Origin of the sequence: Stenotrophomonas sp. TWI169 (genome assembly GCF_039674705.1) — a bacterium.
GTDB classification, from domain to species: Bacteria; Pseudomonadota; Gammaproteobacteria; order Xanthomonadales; family Xanthomonadaceae; genus Stenotrophomonas; species Stenotrophomonas maltophilia_P.
The window spans coordinates 153329-174402 of the sequence record NZ_JBDJOB010000004.1; the positions used below are offsets into that span (position 1 = coordinate 153329).

Below are 21074 nucleotides of genomic sequence, written 5' to 3' on the forward strand. Positions count from 1 at the left end.
GGGCCTCAGCCCAGGTATTCGTCCTTCAGCCGGACGTAGTGGTCGGCCGAGTAATGCAGCGACTCGATCTCCCTGTCGCTCAGCATGCGCGCCGGCCGGGCGGGATTGCCCAGCCAGAGTTCGCCTTCGCCGACCACCTTGCCCGGGCCCACCACTGCACCAGCACCGACGAAGCCGTGGCGCTCCACGCGCGCGCCATCGAGGATGCAGGCGCCCATCCCGATCAGGCTGTAATCGCCGATGCTGCAGGCATGGATGATGCAGCCGTGGCCGACTGTCACGCCTTCGCCGATCAGGGTCGGATGGCCGGCCTTGTTGTACGGGCTGTGATGGCTGACGTGGATGATGGTGCCGTCCTGCACGTTGGTGCGGGCGCCGATGCGGACGAAATTGACGTCGCCACGGATGACGGTACCCGGCCAGATCGAAACATCGTCGGCAAGCTCCACGTCACCAATGAGGGTACACGCCGGGTCGACGTATACGCGTGCGCCGAGCACCGGCATCTTGTCGCGGAAAGGGCGCAGCGGGGTCATCGGTGTCTCCGGAAATCAGGGCGATCGCGACGATGATACGCGGGCCGCTGCGCTCGCCGGGCATGGCCCGGCGCCACCGTCGATGCTGCGTTACGCCACGCGTCCGCGCCGTGCACGCTCCAGGTGCACCAGCAGCAGCGAGATCGCGGCCGGCGTCATGCCGGGGATGCGCTGCGCCTGGCCAATGGTCTGCGGACGCACACGTTCCAGCTTCTGCAGCACTTCGGCCGACAGGCCACGCACGCTGGCGTAGTCGAAGCCTTCAGCGATCGGCGTGGCTTCGTGCCGCTGCTGGCGCGCGATCTCGTCGCGCTGGCGGTCCAGGTAGCCGGCGTATTTCACGCCGATCTCGACCTGCTCGGCCACCTTGCCATCGGCCACTGCCGGGCCGAGCGAGGGCACCTGCATCAGCTGCGCGTAATCCAGCTCGGGGCGCTTGATCAGGTCGAGCACATTGGTTTCGCGGCTGACAGTCACCCCCAGCGTGTCCTGCACTTCGCGGCCCAGGGCATTGGCCGGGGTCGCCCACAGCGCCCCCAGCCGCGCACGTTCGGCGGCTACGGCAGCCTGCTTGGCCTCGAACGCCATCCAGCGCCGATCATCGACCAGTCCCATGTCGCGGCCAACCGGAGTCAGGCGCTGGTCGGCGTTGTCCTCGCGCAGCTGCAGCCGGTACTCGGCGCGGCTGGTGAACATGCGGTACGGCTCGTTGGTGCCGTGGGTGATCAGATCATCCACCAGCACGCCCAGATACGCTTCGTCGCGGCGCGGGCACCAGCCATCCAGGCCGCGCACCTGGCGGGCCGCATTGAGGCCGGCCAGCAGGCCCTGCGCGGCCGCCTCTTCATAACCGGTGGTGCCGTTGATCTGGCCAGCGAAGAACAGGCCGTTGACCAGCTTGGTTTCCAGCGAAGCCTTCAACCCGCGCGGATCGAAGAAGTCGTACTCGATGGCGTAGCCGGGGCGGGTGATGTGCGCGTTCTGGAAGCCCCGGATGCTGCGCACCATCTCCAGCTGCACGTCGAACGGCAGCGAGGTGGAGATGCCGTTGGGATAGATTTCGACGATGCCCAGCCCCTCAGGCTCGACGAAGATCTGGTGGCTGGCCTTTTCGGCGAAGCGCACCACCTTGTCCTCGATGGAGGGGCAGTAACGCGGGCCGATGCCTTCGATCTGGCCGCTGTACAGCGGCGAGCGATGCAGGGCGTCACGGATGATCTGGTGGGTCTGCTCGGTGGTATGGGTGATCCAGCAGCTGACCTGCTGCGGATGTTCGTCCACCGAGCCGAGGAAGGACATCACCGGCCGCGGCGTGTCACCGGGCTGCTCGTCCATCATGCTGTAATCCAGCGAGCGGCCGTCGATGCGCGGTGGCGTGCCGGTCTTCAGGCGATCGACCTGGAACGGGCGCTCGCGCAGGCGTGCGGCCAGCGTGGTGGCCGGCGGATCGCCCATGCGGCCGGCGGCGTACTGGGTCGGACCGACGTGGATCTTGCCGGCCAGGAAGGTGCCAGCGGTCAGCACCACCGCCTCCGCATCGAAGCGCAGGCCGGTCTGGGTGATGACGCCGCGCACGGCGTCGCCCTCGATGACCAGATCATCGACGGCCGCCTGGAACACGGTCAGGTTGGCCTGGCCCTCGACGAGGGCGCGGATCGCCATGCGGTACAGGTTGCGGTCGGCCTGGCAGCGGGTGGCGCGCACCGCCGGACCCTTGGAGGCATTGAGCGTGCGCCACTGGATGCCGGCGCGGTCGGCGGCATGCGCCATCGCCCCGCCAAGGGCGTCGATCTCCTTGACCAGATGGCCCTTGCCGATACCGCCGATGGCCGGATTGCAGCTCATCGCGCCCACCGTTTCGATGTTGTGGGTCAGCAGGAGGGTGCGCACGCCGGTGCGGGCCGCGGCCAGCGCGGCCTCGGTGCCGGCGTGGCCACCGCCGATGACGATGACGTCGTAACGATGGAAGGAGTGGGTCATGGGGGCGGAGTCGATGGGGGCGGACGCGGCCGGAGGCGGTGCCGGGGTGGCGATTTTAGCGCCATTCGGCAGGGCGACGCCCGGAGAAGCCAGGGCCGGACGAAATTGATCCTAAAGTTGGCAGGATTTTTGCAGATAACCCAATAGCACCCATCGTGGCTGGCGCCGAAGGCGCCCGTGACCGGAATTGGAACAGGGGCCGGTACAGGCGCACGATGGGGGAGCAGAGGGCCGGCAGTCGGGGGACTGTCCGGCCCTGTTTTTCTTCGCCGAAGGCATCCGCAAAAACAGACGGCCCCGCATTGCGGGGCCGTCTGCCTTCAGAGGTGCCGACATCCGACAGGGCCGGAACAGGGGGGATCCAGATGTTCCTGTCGGATATCGACGTAGAGCTTTCCGCGACGGCCCATACCGCTTCTTGTCACTTTGTGACGCGGGCCGTCACAACCGCTTTAGATTGCCGCTTGGACCGTGTGAAATGCAAGACGGTTCAGCGCTCAAGTGTGCGCTGCGTCGCACGATCCATGTTGCGCCAGGGGGAACCGTTCATCCTGGGCGCACTCGGTGCCGGCGCCGGGCGGGCCGGCGGTGCCGGGCGCTGCACGCTCGGCTGCGGCGGGCGTCGCATCGAGTCCATGTTCCGCCACGGTGAGCCGCCATTGTTCTCGCGCGGCGGACGCGGCGGACGGTTCTCGCCATTGCCCGGCGGGCGCGGTGGCGGGCGGTGATTGTGCGGTGGACGATAGATCGGACGCGAGTAGTACGGGTAGCCATAGCCGCCGTAATAGCCGCCATAGCCTCCGTAGTACGGGCCGTAGTTGTAGGGATAGCCGGCGGGGTAGCGGTACTCCACCGACGGCGCACCGTGGTAGTAGCTGCCGCTGCGGCCACCGCCGACATAGTCGTAGGTGGTGCAGCCGGTCAGGGCCAGCAACAGGCCACCGGCAAGCATCAGGCGCGTTTTCATGTGGGTCCCCCCAGAACGGGTGTGCAGTCAGCTTCGGGCGTGGGCATTGAATCGGCCCTTAATTCCACCACCCAGGATGAATGGCGGCGAAGGCCTGCATGCTGGCATGGCCTGTGCCGGGGTCGCCAGCACGAGGGCATACGTTAATCTTGCGTCATGAGCGATTCACTGTTGCCCCGTGCCGAAGATGTCCTGGCTGCCGCCGCGAGGATCGCGCCGCACGCAAGTGTGACGCCGGTGCTGCGCTCGCGCACCCTCGACACGCTTGCCGGCGCACGCCTGGCCTTCAAGGCCGAGCACCTGCAGCGGGGCGGCGCGTTCAAGTTCCGGGGCGCCTGCAACGCCGTCTGGTCGCTGTCGGACGAGCGCGCCGCACGAGGTGTGGTCACCCATTCATCGGGAAATCATGGCGCGGCCCTGGCGCTGGCGGCACGGACGCGGGGCATTCCCTGCCATGTGGTGGTGCCCGAGGGCGCCGTCGCCGCCAAGCTGGCCAACATCGCGCGCCATGGAGCCACGCTCTGGCGTTGCGCGCCGACCATTGCCGAGCGTGAGGCCACCTGCGCCAGGGTGCAGGCCGACACCGGTGCAACCCTGGTGCACCCGTATGCCGATCCGGCGGTGATGGCAGGGCAGGGCACCGCTGCGCTGGAACTGCTGCACAGCGACGGGCCGTTCGACGTGCTGGTGGTGCCAGTGGGCGGTGGTGGCCTGGCCAGCGGTACTGCGCTGGCGCTGCAGCTGGCCGGCCCGCAGACCCGGCTGGTGCTGGCCGAACCGGCTGGTGCCGACGATACCGCCCGCTCACTGGCCGCCGGCGAGCGGCAGGGCGCGTTCACCCCCGATACCGTCTGCGATGGCCTGCGCACCCTGATCGGTGCGCCCAACTTCGCGCTGCTGCGTGCTGCCGGTGCGGAGGTCATCGTGGTCGATGACGCCGCCACCCTGGCTGCGATGCGCCTGCTGTGGGAGGTGCTCAAGCAGGTGGTTGAACCGTCTTCGGCGACGGTGCTGGCGGCGGTGCTGTCCCAGCCGGAAGGGTTTGCCGGGCAGCGGGTGGGCCTGGTGCTGTCCGGTGGCAACGTCGATCTTCCCGCCCTGCGCTGGGGCATGCCTTGAGCCGCGGCCGGCACCGCGAGCGTACCGGCCTGTTCGGTTGGGCGTGGCGGCTGTTCGTGCTGCTGGTGATCTGGCTGCTGGGCGTGACCGCATGGATCGTCTGGGTGGGAGAGCGCGATCAGGCCGCCCAGGCCGATGCGATCATCGTGCTCGGTGCGGCCGCCTATGACGCCAAGCCGTCGCCGGTCTTCGAGGAGCGCATCCGTCATGGCCTGGACCTGTACGAGGCCCGGTATGCACCGCTGCTGATCTTCACCGGGGGGTATGGCGGCAGCGGCGCCCGCTTCTCCGAATCGCAGGTGGCGCGGCGCTATGCGCTCAAGCACGGCGTTCCGGACGACGCGATCCTGATTGAAACCGCTTCGCGCAACACCGTGCAGAATCTGATCGAGGCCAAGCGGCTGATGGACCAGCGCAACCTGCACCGGGTGATCATCGTCAGCGATCCGCTGCACATGGCACGCGCGCTGCGCCTGAGCCGGGCGCTGGGCATCGATGCGCTGGCGTCATCGACGCCGAGCACCCGCTTCCGCAGCTTCCACACCAGCTGGCGTTTCCTGCTGCAGGAAATCTATTTCTTCCATCGCGATCTGGTGCGGCCACCGCTGAGTTCGCCGGCCAATACCTGAGCGGCTGCCGCCTGCTTTGGGTGGGTGCCGACCTTGGTCGGCACAACCTGCCAGATCGCGATGCCGCAGGCATTGTGCCGACCAAGGTCGGCACCTACCAGAACGGATTCCGTGCATGAGTCGGTAGTCGCCGACCTTGGTCGGCGCATCACCCGTGATCGATCAGGTCTGCTTGCGACGGATCGGAATGGCCGACACCGGTACCGAGGCCACGTCGTGGCCGCCTTCGCGGATCGGTGCGCCCGGGTCCGGTGCCCAGGCATGGGCATAGATCACTTCCCAACTGCTGGGCAGCGTGCCATCGGCACGGCGCATCGGCTCGTAGGCGGCCGCCGCAGCGGCGAAGCGCCCGCGGCCGGTCAGCGTATGCCGACGGTCCACCCGCGCATTGGTCGCGCCCATCGCCCGCAGTTCGCGCATCAAGGCGGGCAGATCCTCGTAGGTCAGGGTGAACAGGTCGCGGTCCAGCACGGGGTCGCGGAAGCCGGCCATCATCAGCGCGTCGCCGAACTGTGCGATCTGCGCGAAACGGCTGACGTGCGGGCGATCATCGGCAGCAGCGAACGCTTCGTTGAGCTCGATCAGGGTTTCCGGCCCGAAGGTCGAGCACAGCAGCAGGCCGCCGGGCTTGAGCACGCGGCGGAAGCCGGCGAACACTGCAGGCAGATCGTCCACCCATTGCAGGCAGAGATTGCTGAAGATCACATCCACACTATTGTCGGCCAGCGGCAACGCCGCCGCATCGGCGCACAGGCGCTGGAAGGGCTTCCACCACCCGGCCTGGCGCCTGGCCTGATCGAGCATCGGCAGGGCGATATCCAGCGCGATCACCTGTGCCTTCGGCCAGCGCTTCTTCATCAGTGCGCTGGCATGGCCGGTACCGGCACCGATGTCCAGCACCACCTCGGGCCTGCGTGCCTCCAGGTAGTCCAGCGATTCCACCAGCCGTGACTGCACTTCGCGCTGCAGGGCAGCGGCGGCGTCGTAGCTGCTGGCGGCGCGGGAGAACGCACGGCGCACATGGCGGGGATCGAAGTGGGACGGCATTGCAGGATCTCTCAGAACGTACCGGGGTAGGCGCCGCCATCGATCAGCAGGTTCTGCCCGGTGATGTAGCCGGCCTGTGCGCTGCACAGGAAAGCGCAGGACGCGCCGAACTCGTCGGCGGTGCCGAAGCGGCCGGCGGGGATCTGCTGGCGGCGGCGCTCGGCGATCTCTCCGGCATCGCCATCCTTGCCCGCGCTGTGGGCGAAGTTGGCGCGCAGGCGATCAGTGTCGAACTGGCCAGGCAGCAGATTGTTGAGGGTGACGTTGTGGGCGACCGTGCGCCGCGACAGACCGGCGACGAAGCCGGTCAAGCCACTGCGCGCGCCGTTGGACAACGCCAGGGTATCGATCGGCGCCTTCACCGCCGACGAGGTGATGTTGACGATACGGCCGAAGCCGCGTTCGATCATCGCGTCCACGGTGGCGCGGATCAGCGCGATCGGGGCCAGCATGTTGGCGTCCAGTGCAGCGATCCAGTCGTCACGCTCGAAGCTGCGGAAATCGCCCGGCGGCGGCCCGCCCGCGTTGTTGACCAGGATGTCCACCTGCGGGCAGGCGGCCAACGCAGCGGCACGTCCGGCTTCTGTGCTGACGTCGGCAGCGACCGCGTGCACCTCGCCGGCGCCGGGCAGTGCGCGCAGATGCTCGGCGGCGGCCTGCAGCGCTGCTTCGCCGCGCGCAACGATCACCACGTTCACGCCTTCGCGCACCAGTGCGCGCGCGCATCCCAGGCCCAGCCCCTTGCTTGCACCGCAGACCAGGGCCCAGCGGCCCTTGATACCCAGATCCATGCGTCAGCCCTGCGCAGTTCGAAGGAACGTCATTGTCCGTCATCCGCCGGTGTCAGGCCGGCAACGAAGCGTTGCAGGACGGCGGCCACTTCGTCGGCGTGGCCGAGGAAGGGGGCGTGGCCGCCGTGAGCGATGGTCAGCGCCTGTCCGCCGGGCGCGAGCGCCGCTGCAGCCTGTATGGCGGCCGGTGGCACCAGCCTGTCGCGTTGACCGGCGATCCACAGGCTGGGCTTGCCCAGTGCCGGCAGGGCGCCGCGCAGGTCGGTGCTTTCCAGCAGCTGCAGACCCTCCCGCAGGGCGCGTGCGGTCGGTGCACCGCGTTCCACCAGGCGCTGGCGCAGGGTGCGCAGTTCCTCGCGGGCGTGCGCCGAACCCATTACATCCAGGGCCAGGAATCGTTCCAGCGTGCCACCGAAATCGCCGGCCAGCTCACGGCCGAACTGCTCGAACACGGCCGGCTCCACCGCATGCGGCCAGTCGTCGCCGCGCACGAAGCGGGGCGTGGCAGCGATCATCGCCAGTCCCCGCACTTTCGGCAGGGTCGCCGCGGCATGCAGTGCGAACAGCCCGCCCAGCGACCACCCGCACCACACCGCCGGTGGCGTGGCGGCGGCGATCGCGTTGACCACGAAGGGCAGGCGCAACGGCGTAGCGTCCTCGCGGCTGTGGCCGTGTCCGGGAAGATCGACCAGGTGCAGGGTGAACTGCTGCGCCAGGCGCTGGACCAGCGGCGCGAACACACCGCCCTGCAGGGCCCAGCCGTGGATCAGTACCAGGTCCGGCCCCTGGCCGGCGACTTCGATATGCATGCGGGAACCAGCCGAACCTCAAGCCAGGGCCGGCAACGGCGGTGGCGCGGCCTCGCGCGGCGTGACCGAGAGGCGATCACGCGCGCTGGCGATGGCCTCGACCAGCCCCCGCACCTGGTCTGCCGTGTGCAGGGCAGAGAGGGTGACGCGCAGGCGCGCCTTGCCCTCTGGAACGGTCGGCGGGCGAATCGCTCCGACCAGCCATCCCGCCTGCTCCAGCGCCTTGGACAGCGCCAGTGCGGTGTGGTCATCGCCGCACAGCAGGGGCTGGATCGGTGTCTCCGATGCCATCAGGTCCAGCCCGTGGCGGCGCGCTTCGCCGCGGAACAGTGCGATCAGGTCGACCAGCTTGGTGCGGCGCCAGTTGTCGCGGCGTGCCAGGCGCACTGCTTCCAGTGCCGCCGCCGCCAGCGCCGGCGGCATTGCGGTGGTGTAGATGTAGGGGCGGGCGGTTTCGGCCAGATGTTCGATCAGGTCTTCGCGGCCCAGCACCAGCGCGCCGGCGCTGCCCAGCGCCTTGCCCAGGGTGACCAGTTGCAACGGCACGTCGTCCACCCCCAGACCGGCGGCCGCCACCGTGCCCCGGCCATCGCCGACCACGCCAACACCATGTGCATCGTCCACATAGAACAGTGCCTGCTGCAGGCGCGCGACCAGTGACAGTGCGCGCAGCGGCGCGACGTCGCCGTCCATGCTGAAGACACCATCGGTGGCCAGCATCGCTGCGCCATCGGCTGCGTGCCTGAGCTGGCGCATGGCCCCTTCCGCATCCAGGTGCGGGTAGCGGCGCAGACGCGCACCGGCCAGCCGCGTGGCATCGAGCAGACTGGCGTGATTGAGCTTGTCCTGCACGCAGACGTCGTTCTCTTCGCTCAGCAGCGCCTGCTGCACCGCCAGGTTGGCGGCAAAACCGCTGCCGAACAGCAGTGCGCGCGGGTAGCCCAGCCACTCGGCCATTTCGCGTTCCAGAGCATCGTGCATCGCGTGGTGGCCGCAGACCAGGTGCGATGCGCCGGCCCCGGCGCCTTCGCGGGCGGCCGCGTCCTGCAATGCATTGACCACGCTGAACTGCTGGGCCAGGCCCAGATAGTCGTTGCTGCAGAAGCCGGTCAGCCAGCGGCCTTCCACTTCCAGGCAGACGCCATCGCGACGGCTGACCGTGCGCCGTGGGCGGCGACGACCTTGGGCATCGCGCAGCGCGCGCTGGTCCTGGATGCGGGCGGTGAGGTCGGGGCGGGCCATGGCGGCGGGAGGCGGCGACGGGGCGGCTAGGGTAGCGCGTTGCCGCGACGCCTGCTCGGGCCCCGTCTCAGGCTGCGTGAGCGCAGCCGCAGCCGGGTGCATCGCTGCCGATATCGGCATGCACGGTACCGCCGTGGTCGTGGCCCTCGGCGTCCACCTGCACCGCCATCGGCTGCAGGCCCAGCCGCGCGAACAATGCCAGATCGCGTTCGCTTTCCGGGTTGCCGGTGGTCAGCAGCCTGTCGCCATAGAAGATGGAGTTGGCGCCGGCCAGGAAGCACAGCGCCTGCAGTTCGTCGCTCATCGCCTCGCGGCCGGCCGACAGGCGCACCATCGAACGCGGCATGGCAATGCGTGCCACCGCGATCATGCGCACGAACTCGAACGGGTCCAGTTCGGCACTGCCGTGCAGCGGCGTACCGGCCACCTGCACCAGTCTGTTGATCGGCACCGAATCCGGATGGGCCGGCAGCGTGGCCAGGGCCAGCAGCAGGCCCACGCGCTGCGCCCGCGTCTCGCCCATGCCGACGATGCCGCCGCAGCAGGTCTTCAGGCCTGCATCCCGCACGTGTTCCAGCGTGTCCAGGCGGTCCTGGTACTGGCGGGTCTGGATGATCGAGTCGTAGTAGTCCGGCGCGGTATCGAGATTGTGGTTGTAGTAGTCCAGGCCGGCGTCCTTCAGTGCCCGTGCCTGGTCGCCACTGAGCATGCCCAGCGTGGCGCAGGTTTCCAGGCCCAGTGCCTTCACCCCTGCGATCATCGCCGCCACTTTCGGGATGTCGCGATCCTTTGGCGACCGCCAGGCCGCGCCCATGCAGAAGCGTGACGCACCGGCAGCCTTGGCCTGGCGCGCCTTGGCCAGCACCGCTTCGGTGTCCATCAGCTTCTGTGCGTTGACGCCGGTGCTGTAGCGCTGGGCCTGCGGACAATACGCGCAGTCCTCCGGGCAGCCGCCGGTCTTCACCGACAGCAGCGTGGAGACCTGCACCCGGGCGGGGTCGAAGTGCTCGCGATGGACCGCAGCGGCGCGGAACAACAGGTCGGGGAGGGGGAGTTCGAACAGCGCCTGCAGTTCATCGTGTTGCCAGTCGTGGCGGATGGCGGCGGCCATGGCAGGACCCTGGGTACGAGTGGAGCGAGGGCGGCAGTGTGGGTAGCGCTGATGCTTCTGTCAACCAATTACATTGATTTCTAGTTTACATTGCGACCCTCTGATCAGACTGGAGCGGATGGACCGCGTTTCACCGTTTCGTGCAAGGCAGCCGGCCACAGTAGCCACTGCCCTACGGAAGCGCTGGCGCGCAGACTCTGTCCCATGACCGATCTCCATCGACTTCGCGGCCGCATCAGCGCGCTGGTCCTCAGTGAGGCCTGGCGCCGCCGCGCCGCACTCTGGGGCGGTGCCGTAGCCGTGGCGCTGGTGGCCATCCTGTTCGCCAAGGCCAGCGACGCGGCATTCCATCTGTTCCAGCGCATCACCACCCATTCGCCGTGGTGGGCGCTGCTGCTCACGCCAGGCATCTTCGCGCTGCTGGCATGGCTGACCAGCGGTGTACTGAAGCCTACCCGCGGCAGCGGCATTCCCCAGGTCATCGCTGCGCTGGACAAGCCGGATGCCTCGTTCCGCGCGACGAATCTTTCACCGGCGGTATCGGCCGGCAAGCTGCTGCTGACGTCACTGTCGTTGTTGGGCGGTGCTTCGGTCGGCCGCGAAGGTCCGACCGTGCACGTGGGTGCAAGCCTGATGTACCTGTTCGGTCGTTGGTTTGGTTTCAAGGACCCGCGTGAGCTGTCGCACTTCCTGCTGGCGGGCGGCGCCGCAGGCATCGCGGCAGCCTTCAATACCCCGTTGGCAGGCATCGTGTTCGCCATCGAGGAACTCAGCGGCCGCTTCGAGCACCGCTTCTCGGGCACGCTGCTGACGGCGGTGATCGTCGGTGGTGTGGTATCGCTGGGTCTGCTGGGCAACTACACCTACTTCGGCCATGTTTCGGCGCGGCTTCCGCTGGGCCAGGGCTGGCTGGCGATCCTGCTGTGCGGTGTGGTGGCGGGATTGCTGGGAGGACTGTTCGCGCGCGCCGTACTGGCGAGCGCGGCAGGCCGTCCGCGCTGGCTGGGGCAACTGCGCCAGCGCCATCCCGTGCTGTTGGCCGCCGGCTGCGGCCTGGTGGTGGTGGCGCTGGCGATGCTGTTTGGTGAAGGTGCGTTCGGCACCGGCTACGAACAGGCACGCAGTCTGGTGCAGGGTCACGCGCTGGTGGGTCATGAGTTCGGGTTGATGAAGCTGCTGGCCAATCTGGCCTCCTATGTGGCCGGTATCCCCGGGGGCCTGTTCTCGCCTGCGCTCGCGGTCGGTGCCGGGTTGGGCCACAACCTGGCCGTGCTGATGCCCGGCGTGGATCCACGCGCGTTCGTGCTGCTCGGCATGTGTGCGTATCTGACCGGCGTCACCCAGGCCCCACTGACCTCCGCCGTCATCTCGCTGGAACTGACGGACAGCGGTGACCTGCTGCTGCCGATTCTGGCCACGGTACTGATTGCCCGCGGGGTATCCGGTCTGGTGTGCCGGGTGCCGATCTATCGTGGCCTGGCCGAGCTGCTGATGGTGCCTGGCCCATCGGCCGATGCCACGTCCGTCGATCCCGGTCGAAAGTAGGTGATCCGCGTACGTGCCCGGCAGATGCTGCCAGGGAGAGGCGACCGGCAGCCACCCTGGCAGGCCATGCAGTAGGGGGCATGGTGGGTCATACCCGTCGGCACACGATGACGGGCATTTCACCGACCCATGTCTGGTCCGTCCGCCGATGGCGTCGCTGCCTGCCATGCGCGAGCCTGCGGCATGCGCATCGTCCACCGCATTGTCGCCGGGGCCCCGTTGCAGCGGCTGCTGCGCCTGCTGATTCCGCTGCGCTGCCTGGTCTGCAACGACCCGGGTCACGACGAGCTGGATCTCTGTGCGGCCTGCTACGCCGGACTGCCGTGGTCGGGTCGCGCCTGCCTGCGCTGCGCGCTGCCGCTGCCGGATGCGGCCCTGATCGTCTGCGGCAGCTGCCGCGAGGAGGCACCACCGCAGCTGGCCACGCACGCGAGCCTGCTGTACCTGCCGCCGGTGGACCAGCTGCTGGTGCGCTACAAGTTCCATCAGGACCTGGCGGCCGGACGCCTGCTCGCGCAGCTGATGCAACGCGCGCCGCCGCCCTGGTCGTGCGCGCCGCTGGTGCCGGTGCCATTGCATGATCGGCGCCTGCGCCAGCGTGGCTACAACCAGGCCGCCGAACTATGCTGGTTGCTGCCGATGCCGGTCTGGCAGGGCCTGTACCGTCGCCGGCATACGGCACCACAGTCCGAACGCACGGCCGAACAGCGCAGGGACAACCTGTTCGACGCCTTCGATGCACATGCGCCGGTGCCGCCGCGGCTGACCGTGGTCGATGATGTGATGACCACCGGCAGCACCGTGATGGAAATCGCTGAGACACTGCGCTGCGTGGGTGCCGCAGAGGTGCGCGTGTGGGTCTGCGCACGGGTTCCGTGATCGCCCTCTTCATCGCCAGGGGCTAGGATGAAGCCGATTCCGGATCGAAGGAGTGGTCATGAATTCCCCCTTGTCTCCCCTGTTGTCGGCGGTCGGTCGCAGCTGGTGGATCCTGCTGCTGTATGGCCTGGTCGCACTCGGCTTCGGCATCATCGCGATCGGCTGGCCGCTGTCGGCGGCGACGGCCCTGGCCTGGACGCTGGGCGTGATGGCCATCATCGAAGGTGTCATCAGCCTGTTCGCGCTGATCAGCGGTGGCAGCGGTGTCTCGCGTGGCTGGCTGGCGCTGTACGCCATCGCCTCGCTCGGCTTCGGCATTCTGGCGGTGATCAATCCGCTGGCCACCGCCAGCGTGCTGGTGCTGTTCCTGGCAGCGTGGCTGCTGGTGGCCGGCATCTACCGCATCGTGTACGCAATCCGCGTGCGCAGGCAGATCCAGGGCGAGTGGTTGCTGATACTCAGTGGTGTGCTGGCGGTGGTGCTGGGCCTGCTGTTTGCGGCCAATCCCTACGCGGGCGTGGCCGTGACCACGCTGTGGATCGGCATCGGCAGCCTGCTGTATGGGCTGCTGCAGGTGCTGGTGGCATTCAAGCTGAGGAAGCTGAAGTGAGGCGGGCGGGTTCGTTTCTGCTGGTCGCGGTGCTGGGCCTGGCCGGTTGCATGCCCGGCGCAACAGCGGATGCGGAGGCTGGCAGGGATCATGCGCCGCGTCCGGGCGTGGATGTGCGTCTGAGCGCAGTCGATGCTGCCGGCAATGGCACACCGGTGCAGTGGCAGGGTGAAACACTCGCGCTGCGCGAGCCACCGATCGCCGACAGTGCCGACATCGCCGATGTCCGTTACGTGCTGGACCAGAGCCAGCAGCCCGGCCTGCAGATCCGCTATCGCAAGGAGGCACAGCAGCGCATCCACGATGGCACGGCCGCACTGGTGGGAAAGCGGGTGGCGATCAGCGTGGATGGCCGCGTGCTGACGGTGGCGACGGTGAGTGGCCCCTTCGGCGAATCGATGATGTTGAGTGGCCTGCCCAGCGTGGCCGAGGCGCAGGAACTGGCATGGCACATCACCGGCCAGCGGGTGCCGGCGCCCTGAACCCTGCTCAGCGCTGCCTGGTCGCGAATCTGGCCTCGATTTCCTCCAGCGACCTGCCCTTGGTTTCCGGCAGCCAGAACGCAGCCACCAGGAAGAACACGAATGTGCATGCCGCCCAGAACAGGAACATGCTGGCGTAGCCATAGTGGCCCACGGTCGGCAGGAAGATCGCGGCGATGGTGGTGGACACGAACTGATTGATCAGCAGCGCGATGCTCATGCCATTGGAGCGGATCCGGTTGGGCATCAGCTCGGACAGTGCCAGCCATACGCAGACGCCAGGGCCCACCGCGAAGAAGGCAACGAACACGAGGATGCAGGCGGCCACCGCCCAGCCGTGGGCCGGCGTTGGCACCGGTCCGATCCGCGCCTGCTCGATGCGCAGTGGTGCGTGCGCGGCGCCGGCCGGGTCTGCGAATGGATTCAGGTGCAGGGTGCGGAAGAAGGCGCCGATGACGCTGTCCGGCTGCACGGTGCCGGCACGGTCGATGCGCAGCTCGCGATCGATCAGGTTGTCACTGCGCAGTGCGCGCACGTTGGTGAAGTCGCCATAGGCATAGGAGACGGTCAACTGCATCGGACGGCCTTCGCTGTCGATGCCGTCAGTGAGGCGTTGCCACTGCGCCTCGTCCAGTACCAGATGCAGGCCATCGCCGCTGGCTGCGGCCTGCAGCTGCGGCTGCACATCGGCGCGGCCGCGTTCGGCCTGGAAAAACAGGGTGGCGGCGGCCAGCAGCGCCACGCAGATACCGCCGCTGCCGAGCATCAGCAGGAACTTGCGGCCCTTGCGATCGACCAGCAGCAGCGCGACCACGGTCATCACCGCATTGAGCAGCTTGATCGCCACGTCGGCGCCATTGGCCACCGAACCGGACAGGCCCGCCTGGTTGAGGATGTTCACCGCATAGGCGAGCACCGAGTTGATGCCGGTGGCCTGGGTGCAGGCCAGGACCACGCAGGCCAGCACGAAGGGCACCACGTAGCGGCGGCTGAGCAGCGGATCACGCCTGCCGTTCGTGCCACTGGATTCCGGTGCCTGGATGCGCGCGAGCGTGGGCTCGACCTCGGCGGCCGGCAGCACCCGCAGCAGGCTGCGACGGGCGTCGTCCACCCGACCACGGCGGACCAGCCAGCGCGGCGACTCCGACAGCCAGAAAATGCCGGCACAGAACACCAGGCCCGGCGTCAGGCAGCTCCAGAAGATGGTCCGCCACGCATGGTCCTTCACGGCGAACAGTTCCTGCGCCTGCTGTGCCAGCGGCAGCGAGCGCACGGTTTCGGCAGCGGCATCCACGGTCTGGGCGTGGTACAGGCCGATCAGCGCCGCCAGCACGAGTCCGATGGTCAGCAGCAGCTGGAACATCGCTGCACCCCGGCCACGCCGCTCCGGACTGAGCACCTCGGCCAGGTACAGGGGTACCACCACTCCGATCAGGCCGCCGCTGATGCCCTGCAGCAGTCGGCCCAGCAGCAGCGGCGTGTAGCCCGAAGCGAGCGCCATGATGGGAATGGAGGCGGTGAACAGAACGCCAGCCAGCAGCATCGCGCCGCGGCGTCCGATCAGGTCGGCCACCATGCCGGCAAACAGTGAGGACAGCACACTGCCCAGCAGAACGGCTGCAACGACGAATCCCAGCTGCTGGCTGCTGAGCTGCCAGGCCTGGCTGGCGGTCGCTTCCAGATAGGGCAGGGCACCGGCAATGATGCCGATATCGATGCCGTACAGCAGGCCGCCGAGGCCGCCGATGAAGAGCAGATAGCGTACGGGCCAGCGCGGAGCGGTGCTTGCAGTCATCGGCAGTTCCTGTGGTAGCGCCGGGCCCTGCCCGGCGGCGGTTCTTCGCAGATTGCGTTCTGTGGCGCCGCGCCATGCGTGGCTCTACGGCAGGGACGTTGCTCAGTGCAGCTCGACCACCCGGCCACCCACCACCACCTGCTGCAGGCGCAGTCCAGCGTCCAGCACCACCAGATCGGCGCGGGCGTCGGGCGCGATGCGACCGCGATCGCCCAGGCCCAGGTAGTCGGCCGGGAACGTGGAAACGCGCTGCGAGGCGTCGGCCAGATCCAGGCCGACACGCATCAGGTTGCGCAGTGCCTGGTCCATGGTCAGCGCGCTGCCGGCCAGCGAACCGGTCGCCAGCCGCACGCAACCGCCACACTTGTGCACGCGCTGTTCGCCCAGCGCGTACTCGCCATCCGGCATGCCGGTGGCGGCCGTAGCGTCGGTCACCGCGTACAGGCGCGGAATCGCGCGCGCGGCCAGGCGGATCACGCCGGGATGGATGTGCTGCAGGTCGGGAATGATCTCGGCGTAACGTGCATGGGCGAGCGCCGCCGCCGCGATGCCCGGGCGATAGTGATCGACGCCGGTCATGCCGTTGAACAGATGGGTGAAGCCGGATGCACCCGCCTGCAGAGCAGCCACACCTTCTTCGTAAGTACCCGCGCTGTGGCCGAGCTGCACACGGATGCCCATCGCCGAAAGCGCAGGAATCAGCGCCGTGTGTTCGCCGATCTCCGGCGCCAGCGTCATTACCCGGATCGGTGCCAGCGCATGCAGCTGCTGCACCAGTGCCAGCGTCGCCTCGATCGTACGGTTGGGCTGTGCGCCCAGGCGCTGAGGGCTGATGAACGGCCCTTCCAGATGCACGCCGGCGATGCATGCGGCCTCGTCGTCCGGTGCTGCCATGGTGGCGGCCACGCCCTGCAGGGCGTACTCGATCTCGTCCAGGCCGGCGGTCATGGTGGTCGCCAGCAGCGTGGTGGTACCAAAGCGCAGGTGGGTGCGGGCGATGGTGCGGGCAACGTCGCCGCCCTGCATCAGGTCAACGCCGGCAGCGCCATGCACATGCAGATCGATGAAACCGGGAAGGATCACCTGCAGCTGCGGGTCATCGCCGCCGCTGTGGTCGTCCACCTGCAGCTGGCGCACATGCGAGTCGAAGTGGACATGGCCACGTCGCCACCCCAGCGGGGTGAGGATGCGGCCATACAGGGAACGGGTGTCGGTCATGCGGGCGGCTCGGCGATGATCACTTCGATGCCCAGCCGCTGCAGGCCCTCGCGGGTTGCGTCGTCGATGCCGGCGTCGGTGATGACGGTATGGATCTGATCCAGGCGGGCGATGCGATGCAGGCTGACACGGCCGAACTTGGAGGCGTCGGTCAGCACGACGATGCGCCGCGCGCGCTCGACCATGCGGTGGTTGAGGCGCGCTTCCGCCTCATCGTGGGTGGTCAGGCCGAACTGCAGGTCCAATCCGTCCACGCCCAGGAACAGGGTGTCGAAGCTGTAGGAATTGAGGCTGGCCTCGGCCTGGCTGCCCTGCAGCGACAGCGACTGCTGACGCAGCAGCCCGCCCGTCAGCAGCACATTGATGCCGGCAGCATTGGCCAGTTCCCACGCGATGTTCAGGCCATTGGTCATCACCGTCACATCGCGGCGGCCACGCAGATGGCGGGCCAGCGTCATGGTGGTCGAACCGGAGTCGATGATGATGTTGTCACCGGCCTGCACCAGGTTCGCCGCGCAGGCGCCGATGGACTCCTTCAGGGGCAGATTCAGCGCATCCTTTTCATGGATGTCCTGCTCCTGCGGAGGCGTGCGCACCAGATTGGCGCCACCGTGGGTGCGGTTGGCCAGGCCCTGCGACTCGAAGTGGGTCAGGTCGGCGCGGATCGTCACCGCGGACACGCCGAAGCGCTCGACCAGATCGGCCACCTGCACCGAGCCGTGCTCGATCAGCAGCTGCAGGATCTGTTGCCGGCGGGAGCGGGTGTTGCGCATGGCGGAGTCTCGGGTCTGCTGTGAGGGGTAGAGATTAGCCGTTCGCAGCAATGCCGGCAGCGGATCGTGTGTCCTGACCGCGCTTGCCTGCCTGGTTGGCACTGCAGGCGCGGGCATACTCGCCCAGGCACTGGCCGATGCGGTGCTGCACCAGGGCCGTCGGCGTGTTGGCCAGGCGGCCGTCACGCACGGCGCGGTACTGCTCCGGCAGGTACTGGCTCAGCAGCACCAACGGTGGCGTGTGCTGCTCCAGGTTGGAGAACAGCGTCTGCACGGCGCGCAGCAGTGCCGGCTCGCCCCAGTAGTAGCGGCAGCGGTCACTGAAGGAATAACTGCGCAACAGGCGCAGTGTCGCCTGGTCACCCTGGTAGTAGGGTTGCCAGTACTTCGGCTGCGCCACCATCACCTCCTCCAGCACCTGTGGCAGGCGCGAGCACTGCGCAGCCGGCAGCAGCGCCTGTTCGATCGCTGCCAACGCGAACAGCGCCTCACGATAGGCGAAGGTGGCGGCGGGTCCGACCTTGAGGATCGCGAAATGATCGCGGACCAGCGCATGCAGTCCGCTTTCGCGCTGGTAGTCGGTGGAGTGCGCCTCGAACACGATGCGCGGCTGCTGCTCGAGGAAGTCGGCCAGCGCATTGGCGGCGACCGGGTCGTACTCGTGCACGCTGCTGTGATCGAAGTCAACGCCCGGCTGCACCACCATCGCGATCACGCGCTGCCAGGCATCGCGCAGTTCGGGGGTATCGAATGCCTGCTGGTGGATGGCCAGGGTCTGCGCGGCGGCTGCCGGTGTGGTCACCTGCAGGCCGCCGGCCAGCGAGGCTTCGCCGCCGGGAACGGGCACTTCGGTGCCGATCACGTACACCGGCGCCGGCAGGCCGAGCCGGGCAGCCGTGCGCTCGGCGATCGTCGCTAGTTCCGACGAACGCGCGGCCACGGTGGCATCAGGCAGCGGCACCGGATCGTCGGCGCAGGACATGCTGCAGTCCAGATGGATCTTGTGGAAGCCGGCGGCCACGTAGGCTTCGATCAGCACGCGCGCGTGGGCCATCGCTTCGGCGGCGGGGCGCTTCTGCCAGGCGTTCGGACCGAGGTGGTCGCCGCCCAGGATCAGCCGCGTGCGCGGAAACCCTTCCTCATCTGCAAGCGTGCCGACATAGTCGCGGTACTGCGGCGGGGTCATGCCGGTGTAGCCGCCGAACTGGTCGACCTGGTTGGAGGTGGCTTCGACCAGCAGCACCGTGTCGTGTGCCAGTGCCACGTGCATGGCCGCGCGCAGCACCTGTTCGTTGCTGCAGCAGACGCTGTACAGGCCCACATTGTGGCCGGCGCGGTGGGAGGCAAGCAGGGTCTGCAACGGGGACATGGTCATGCTCCGGACAATCAGGAAAACGAGGGTTGGCAGGCAAGCAGCGCGGCACCGCGCGCGCCACCGGCATCGCCGAAGCGCGGGGGCACGATCGGCGGCACCTGCACGCCGTTGAACAGATGGGCAGCGATTGCCGCCGGCAGCTGCTGGTACAGCGGGGTGTACTGCGAGAGGCCGCCGCCGAGCACGATCACATGCGGGTCCAGGGCCAGCACCAGCGCAGCGAGGCTGTGGCCGAGCAGGTCGCGGTGGATGTCCAGCGCGCTGCGTGCGCGCGCATCGCCGCCTTCGGCCATCGCGATCACCGCACTGGCATCGACGGCCGCACCGCCCAGGTGGCGTTCGATCATCGCCAGACCGCTGCCGGACACATAGCGCTCCACGCAGCCCTGCAGGCCGCATGCGCAGTCGATCAACGGCAGGCCGTGACGCTGCAGCAGGTGGCCCGGCACGCTCCAGTGGCCCCATTCCCCGGCCAGGCCGTTGAAGCCGGACAGCAGGCGACCCTGCAGGCAGAAGCCGCCACCGGCGCCGGTGCCGAGGATCGCGCCGAACATGCTGGGGTAGCCGTCGGCTGCGCCGCCATGCGCTTCGGACAAGGCGAAGCACTGCAGGTCGTTGCCGAAGTGGAGCGGACGCTGCAGGCGTGCCTGCAGATCGGCCGCCACGCTGTGGCCGGTCAGCGCCGGCACGTTGGCACTCAGCTGGCGGCCCGTGCGGCGGTCACGCACGCCGGGCAGCGCGATGCCGATGGCCGCATCGTTGCGGCCCAGTGCGGCATCGGCGTCGGCGACCAGCGCCACCACCGACCGCAGAAAGCCATCGTAGTCACCCTGCGGAGTGGCCACCCGGCGGCGCCAGGTGACCTGCATCGCCGCATCGCACGCCACCAGCTCGATCTTGGTGCCGCCGATATCGATGCCGTAGCAGGCATGGGCGATCAACTCAGCCATGGTGGATGGTGACACCCTTGACCACGCGGTTCACCGTGCCGTCGGGGAACGGATTGTCCGGGGTCAGCCCCAGCGCGGCCGAGCGCTGCAGTGCGAACAGCTGGCCGAAGGCCAGCCACACCGGCGCCAGCCAGGGATCATCCAGAACCGGCTCCAGGACGGGTACGGCGAGGGTGTAGTCATCGTCGGCACCGATGTCCGAATGCGGGCCGATGGCCAGCACCTGGCCGGCCACGCCGTCGCGGCGCAGCTCGTCCAGCAGATCCTGCTCGTAGCGGCGTGCAAGCGGCTGCACGCTGCGCAGCACGATCACCAGGGTGCTGCCATCCAGCGTGGATTTCGGGCCGTGGCGGAAACCGAGCGGCGTGTTGGCCAGCGCCAGCACGCGGCCGGCGGTCAGCTCCAGCACCTTCAGCGCGCACTCGCGCGCCAGCGCTTCCAGCGGACCGCTGCCCAGGTAGATGACGCGGTTGAAGGGGCGCTGTGCCAGCGCGGCCACCGGTGCATCCCACTGCGCCTGGCCTTCGCGGGCCAGCGCAGCGAGCTGCGTCAGGCGCGCCACCCGCGTCTGCCACGGTGAGCGGTCGAACACGGTCAGCGCGGCCAGCAGCATGCAGGTCAGGCTGCTGGTCATCGCAAAGGCGCGGTCGCAGCTGGCCGACGGCATCAACAGGGTGCAGGTATCGGCACGGCCGGCACCGCGCCGGGCCAGTTCGCCATCAGCGTTGCAGGTGATGTCGAGGAAGCGTGCGTCATCCACGTCGCTGCGCACACGGTCCACCGCTGCCACGCTTTCCGGGCTGGAGCCACTGCGGCCGAACGAAACCAGCAGGGTGGGGCGGTCGCGTTGCAGATACAGCGCCGGATGGGTCAGCAGGCTGGTGGTATGCACCACACGGACGTCAGCGGCCCACTGCGCGTTGATCGCATCGGCCACCATCTCGGCGATGAAGCCGGAACTACCGGCGCCAGTGAACAACACGCGCTGATCGGGATTGTCGAGGCGGTCGCCCAGGAAGGCCTGCAGGCGTTCGCGGGCCTGCAGCAGATCCTGTGCAAGCGCGTCCCACAGTGCTGGCTGCTGGGCGATTTCAGTAGCGGTATCGGCTCCGCCCCGGCGCTGCCAGGCGGACACATCGGAAAGCAGGGTGACGTCCATTCGGAGGTTCCAGTTGGGCCATCGCACGATCTGTGTTTTCTTTCGAAATGTCAAATA

20 protein-coding genes are annotated in these 21074 nt (G+C 68.3%); 6 read left to right on the forward strand and 14 right to left on the reverse strand.

Annotated features, from left to right (window positions below):
* Positions 1 to 5 precede the first annotated feature (5 nt).
* The 3 genes from ABE543_RS04890 to ABE543_RS04900 form a co-directional block, all read right to left on the reverse strand.
* Positions 6 to 536 (reverse strand): gamma carbonic anhydrase family protein, encoded by a 531-nt coding sequence (locus tag ABE543_RS04890; protein ID WP_053517982.1) that lies wholly within the window; start codon positions 534 to 536, stop codon positions 6 to 8.
* A 90-nt stretch (positions 537 to 626) separates the two neighbouring features.
* On the reverse strand, positions 627 to 2516 hold the full coding sequence (gene mnmG / locus ABE543_RS04895) for a tRNA uridine-5-carboxymethylaminomethyl(34) synthesis enzyme MnmG (RefSeq protein ID WP_346475370.1): 1890 nt from the start codon (positions 2514 to 2516) through the stop codon (positions 627 to 629).
* 490 nt (positions 2517 to 3006) lie between these two features.
* A complete protein-coding gene (locus tag ABE543_RS04900) occupies positions 3007 to 3483 on the reverse strand; it encodes a hypothetical protein (protein WP_053517985.1) in 477 nt (158 codons plus the stop codon).
* Positions 3484 to 3639: 156 nt separating this feature from the next.
* On the opposite strand from ABE543_RS04900, the gene ABE543_RS04905 reads away from it, so the two are divergent.
* Both ABE543_RS04905 and ABE543_RS04910 read left to right on the forward strand, forming a co-directional pair.
* The gene (locus ABE543_RS04905) at positions 3640 to 4602 is read left to right on the forward strand and encodes a pyridoxal-phosphate dependent enzyme (RefSeq protein ID WP_346475371.1); all 963 of its coding nucleotides are present in this window, start codon (positions 3640 to 3642) and stop codon (positions 4600 to 4602) included.
* Positions 4599 to 5231, forward strand: coding sequence for a YdcF family protein (locus ABE543_RS04910; protein ID WP_111187213.1), 633 nt, complete (start codon positions 4599 to 4601; stop codon positions 5229 to 5231). The genes ABE543_RS04905 and ABE543_RS04910 overlap by 4 nt, the downstream gene beginning before the upstream one ends.
* Before the next feature lie 162 nt (positions 5232 to 5393).
* On the opposite strand, the gene bioC is transcribed toward ABE543_RS04910, so the two are convergent.
* The 5 genes from bioC to bioB all read right to left on the reverse strand — a co-directional run bounded on the left by bioC (position 5394) and on the right by bioB (position 10231).
* Positions 5394 to 6278: a malonyl-ACP O-methyltransferase BioC gene (gene bioC, locus ABE543_RS04915; RefSeq protein ID WP_053517990.1), complete on the reverse strand. Its 885-nt coding sequence runs from the start codon at positions 6276 to 6278 to the stop codon at positions 5394 to 5396.
* Between the two features lie 11 nt (positions 6279 to 6289).
* Complete coding sequence (locus ABE543_RS04920; protein WP_053517992.1) at positions 6290 to 7069, reverse strand: SDR family oxidoreductase; 780 nt, start codon at positions 7067 to 7069, stop codon at positions 6290 to 6292.
* A gap of 29 nt (positions 7070 to 7098) precedes the next feature.
* A complete protein-coding gene (gene bioH / locus ABE543_RS04925; RefSeq protein ID WP_197571070.1) occupies positions 7099 to 7878 on the reverse strand; it encodes a pimeloyl-ACP methyl ester esterase BioH in 780 nt (259 codons plus the stop codon).
* 18 nt (positions 7879 to 7896) lie between these two features.
* On the reverse strand, positions 7897 to 9120 hold the full coding sequence (gene bioF, locus ABE543_RS04930) for an 8-amino-7-oxononanoate synthase (protein WP_197571069.1): 1224 nt from the start codon (positions 9118 to 9120) through the stop codon (positions 7897 to 7899).
* A 67-nt stretch (positions 9121 to 9187) separates the two neighbouring features.
* On the reverse strand, positions 9188 to 10231 hold the full coding sequence (gene bioB / locus ABE543_RS04935; RefSeq protein WP_346475372.1) for a biotin synthase BioB: 1044 nt from the start codon (positions 10229 to 10231) through the stop codon (positions 9188 to 9190).
* Positions 10232 to 10435: 204 nt separating this feature from the next.
* On the opposite strand from bioB, the gene ABE543_RS04940 reads away from it, so the two are divergent.
* From ABE543_RS04940 to ABE543_RS04955, 4 genes are all read left to right on the forward strand, one after another.
* Positions 10436 to 11776 (forward strand): chloride channel protein, encoded by a 1341-nt coding sequence (locus tag ABE543_RS04940; protein WP_065174319.1) that lies wholly within the window; start codon positions 10436 to 10438, stop codon positions 11774 to 11776.
* Between the two features lie 183 nt (positions 11777 to 11959).
* Positions 11960 to 12655, forward strand: coding sequence for a ComF family protein (locus ABE543_RS04945; protein WP_346475373.1), 696 nt, complete (start codon positions 11960 to 11962; stop codon positions 12653 to 12655).
* A gap of 58 nt (positions 12656 to 12713) precedes the next feature.
* Positions 12714 to 13265, forward strand: a complete 552-nt coding sequence (locus tag ABE543_RS04950) for an HdeD family acid-resistance protein (RefSeq protein ID WP_253119155.1) — start codon at positions 12714 to 12716, stop codon at positions 13263 to 13265.
* The gene (locus ABE543_RS04955) at positions 13262 to 13747 is read left to right on the forward strand and encodes a hypothetical protein (RefSeq protein ID WP_065181469.1); all 486 of its coding nucleotides are present in this window, start codon (positions 13262 to 13264) and stop codon (positions 13745 to 13747) included. The genes ABE543_RS04950 and ABE543_RS04955 overlap by 4 nt, the downstream gene beginning before the upstream one ends.
* 7 nt (positions 13748 to 13754) lie before the next feature.
* Here the strand turns inward: ABE543_RS04955 and ABE543_RS04960 are convergent, their stop codons facing one another.
* The 6 genes from ABE543_RS04960 to ABE543_RS04985 form a co-directional block, all read right to left on the reverse strand.
* On the reverse strand, positions 13755 to 15542 hold the full coding sequence (locus ABE543_RS04960) for an MFS transporter (protein ID WP_346475374.1): 1788 nt from the start codon (positions 15540 to 15542) through the stop codon (positions 13755 to 13757).
* 102 nt (positions 15543 to 15644) lie between these two features.
* Positions 15645 to 16760, reverse strand: a complete 1116-nt coding sequence (locus tag ABE543_RS04965) for an amidohydrolase family protein (protein ID WP_346475375.1) — start codon at positions 16758 to 16760, stop codon at positions 15645 to 15647.
* Positions 16757 to 17650: a DeoR family transcriptional regulator gene (locus tag ABE543_RS04970; protein WP_346475376.1), complete on the reverse strand. Its 894-nt coding sequence runs from the start codon at positions 17648 to 17650 to the stop codon at positions 16757 to 16759. The genes ABE543_RS04965 and ABE543_RS04970 overlap by 4 nt, the downstream gene beginning before the upstream one ends.
* Entirely contained in the window at positions 17568 to 18902 is a 1335-nt protein-coding gene (locus ABE543_RS04975; RefSeq protein WP_253119160.1) for a D-tagatose-bisphosphate aldolase, class II, non-catalytic subunit, read from the reverse strand. The genes ABE543_RS04970 and ABE543_RS04975 overlap by 83 nt, the downstream gene beginning before the upstream one ends.
* Before the next feature lie 17 nt (positions 18903 to 18919).
* Positions 18920 to 19858, reverse strand: coding sequence for an ROK family protein (locus ABE543_RS04980; protein ID WP_262219006.1), 939 nt, complete (start codon positions 19856 to 19858; stop codon positions 18920 to 18922).
* A complete protein-coding gene (locus ABE543_RS04985; protein WP_128988378.1) occupies positions 19851 to 21017 on the reverse strand; it encodes an SIS domain-containing protein in 1167 nt (388 codons plus the stop codon). Before ABE543_RS04985 ends, ABE543_RS04980 begins: the two co-directional genes overlap by 8 nt.
* Positions 21018 to 21074: the final 57 nt, after the last annotated feature.

Bases quoted from the DNA above. Each gene is read 5' to 3' on its own strand.
- ABE543_RS04900 (WP_053517985.1), bottom strand. From the start codon at position 3,483: ATGAAAACGCGCCTGATGCTTGCCGGTGGCCTGTTGCTGGCCCTGACC.
- bioF (WP_197571069.1), bottom strand. From the start codon at position 9,120: ATGGCCCGCCCCGACCTCACCGCCCGCATCCAGGACCAGCGCGCGCTG.
- ABE543_RS04975 (WP_253119160.1), bottom strand. From the start codon at position 18,902: ATGTCCCCGTTGCAGACCCTGCTTGCCTCCCACCGCGCCGGCCACAAT.
- bioC (WP_053517990.1), bottom strand. From the start codon at position 6,278: ATGCCGTCCCACTTCGATCCCCGCCATGTGCGCCGTGCGTTCTCCCGC.
- ABE543_RS04965 (WP_346475375.1), bottom strand. From the start codon at position 16,760: ATGACCGACACCCGTTCCCTGTATGGCCGCATCCTCACCCCGCTGGGG.
- ABE543_RS04945 (WP_346475373.1), top strand. From the start codon at position 11,960: ATGCGCATCGTCCACCGCATTGTCGCCGGGGCCCCGTTGCAGCGGCTG.
- ABE543_RS04940 (WP_065174319.1), top strand. From the start codon at position 10,436: ATGACCGATCTCCATCGACTTCGCGGCCGCATCAGCGCGCTGGTCCTC.
- ABE543_RS04890 (WP_053517982.1), bottom strand. From the start codon at position 536: ATGACCCCGCTGCGCCCTTTCCGCGACAAGATGCCGGTGCTCGGCGCA.
- ABE543_RS04970 (WP_346475376.1), bottom strand. From the start codon at position 17,650: ATGCCCGCGCCTGCAGTGCCAACCAGGCAGGCAAGCGCGGTCAGGACA.
- bioB (WP_346475372.1), bottom strand. From the start codon at position 10,231: ATGGCCGCCGCCATCCGCCACGACTGGCAACACGATGAACTGCAGGCG.
- ABE543_RS04960 (WP_346475374.1), bottom strand. From the start codon at position 15,542: ATGACTGCAAGCACCGCTCCGCGCTGGCCCGTACGCTATCTGCTCTTC.
- ABE543_RS04920 (WP_053517992.1), bottom strand. From the start codon at position 7,069: ATGGATCTGGGTATCAAGGGCCGCTGGGCCCTGGTCTGCGGTGCAAGC.
- ABE543_RS04985 (WP_128988378.1), bottom strand. From the start codon at position 21,017: ATGGACGTCACCCTGCTTTCCGATGTGTCCGCCTGGCAGCGCCGGGGC.
- bioH (WP_197571070.1), bottom strand. From the start codon at position 7,878: ATGCATATCGAAGTCGCCGGCCAGGGGCCGGACCTGGTACTGATCCAC.
- ABE543_RS04905 (WP_346475371.1), top strand. From the start codon at position 3,640: ATGAGCGATTCACTGTTGCCCCGTGCCGAAGATGTCCTGGCTGCCGCC.
- ABE543_RS04980 (WP_262219006.1), bottom strand. From the start codon at position 19,858: ATGGCTGAGTTGATCGCCCATGCCTGCTACGGCATCGATATCGGCGGC.
- mnmG (WP_346475370.1), bottom strand. From the start codon at position 2,516: ATGACCCACTCCTTCCATCGTTACGACGTCATCGTCATCGGCGGTGGC.
- ABE543_RS04950 (WP_253119155.1), top strand. From the start codon at position 12,714: ATGAATTCCCCCTTGTCTCCCCTGTTGTCGGCGGTCGGTCGCAGCTGG.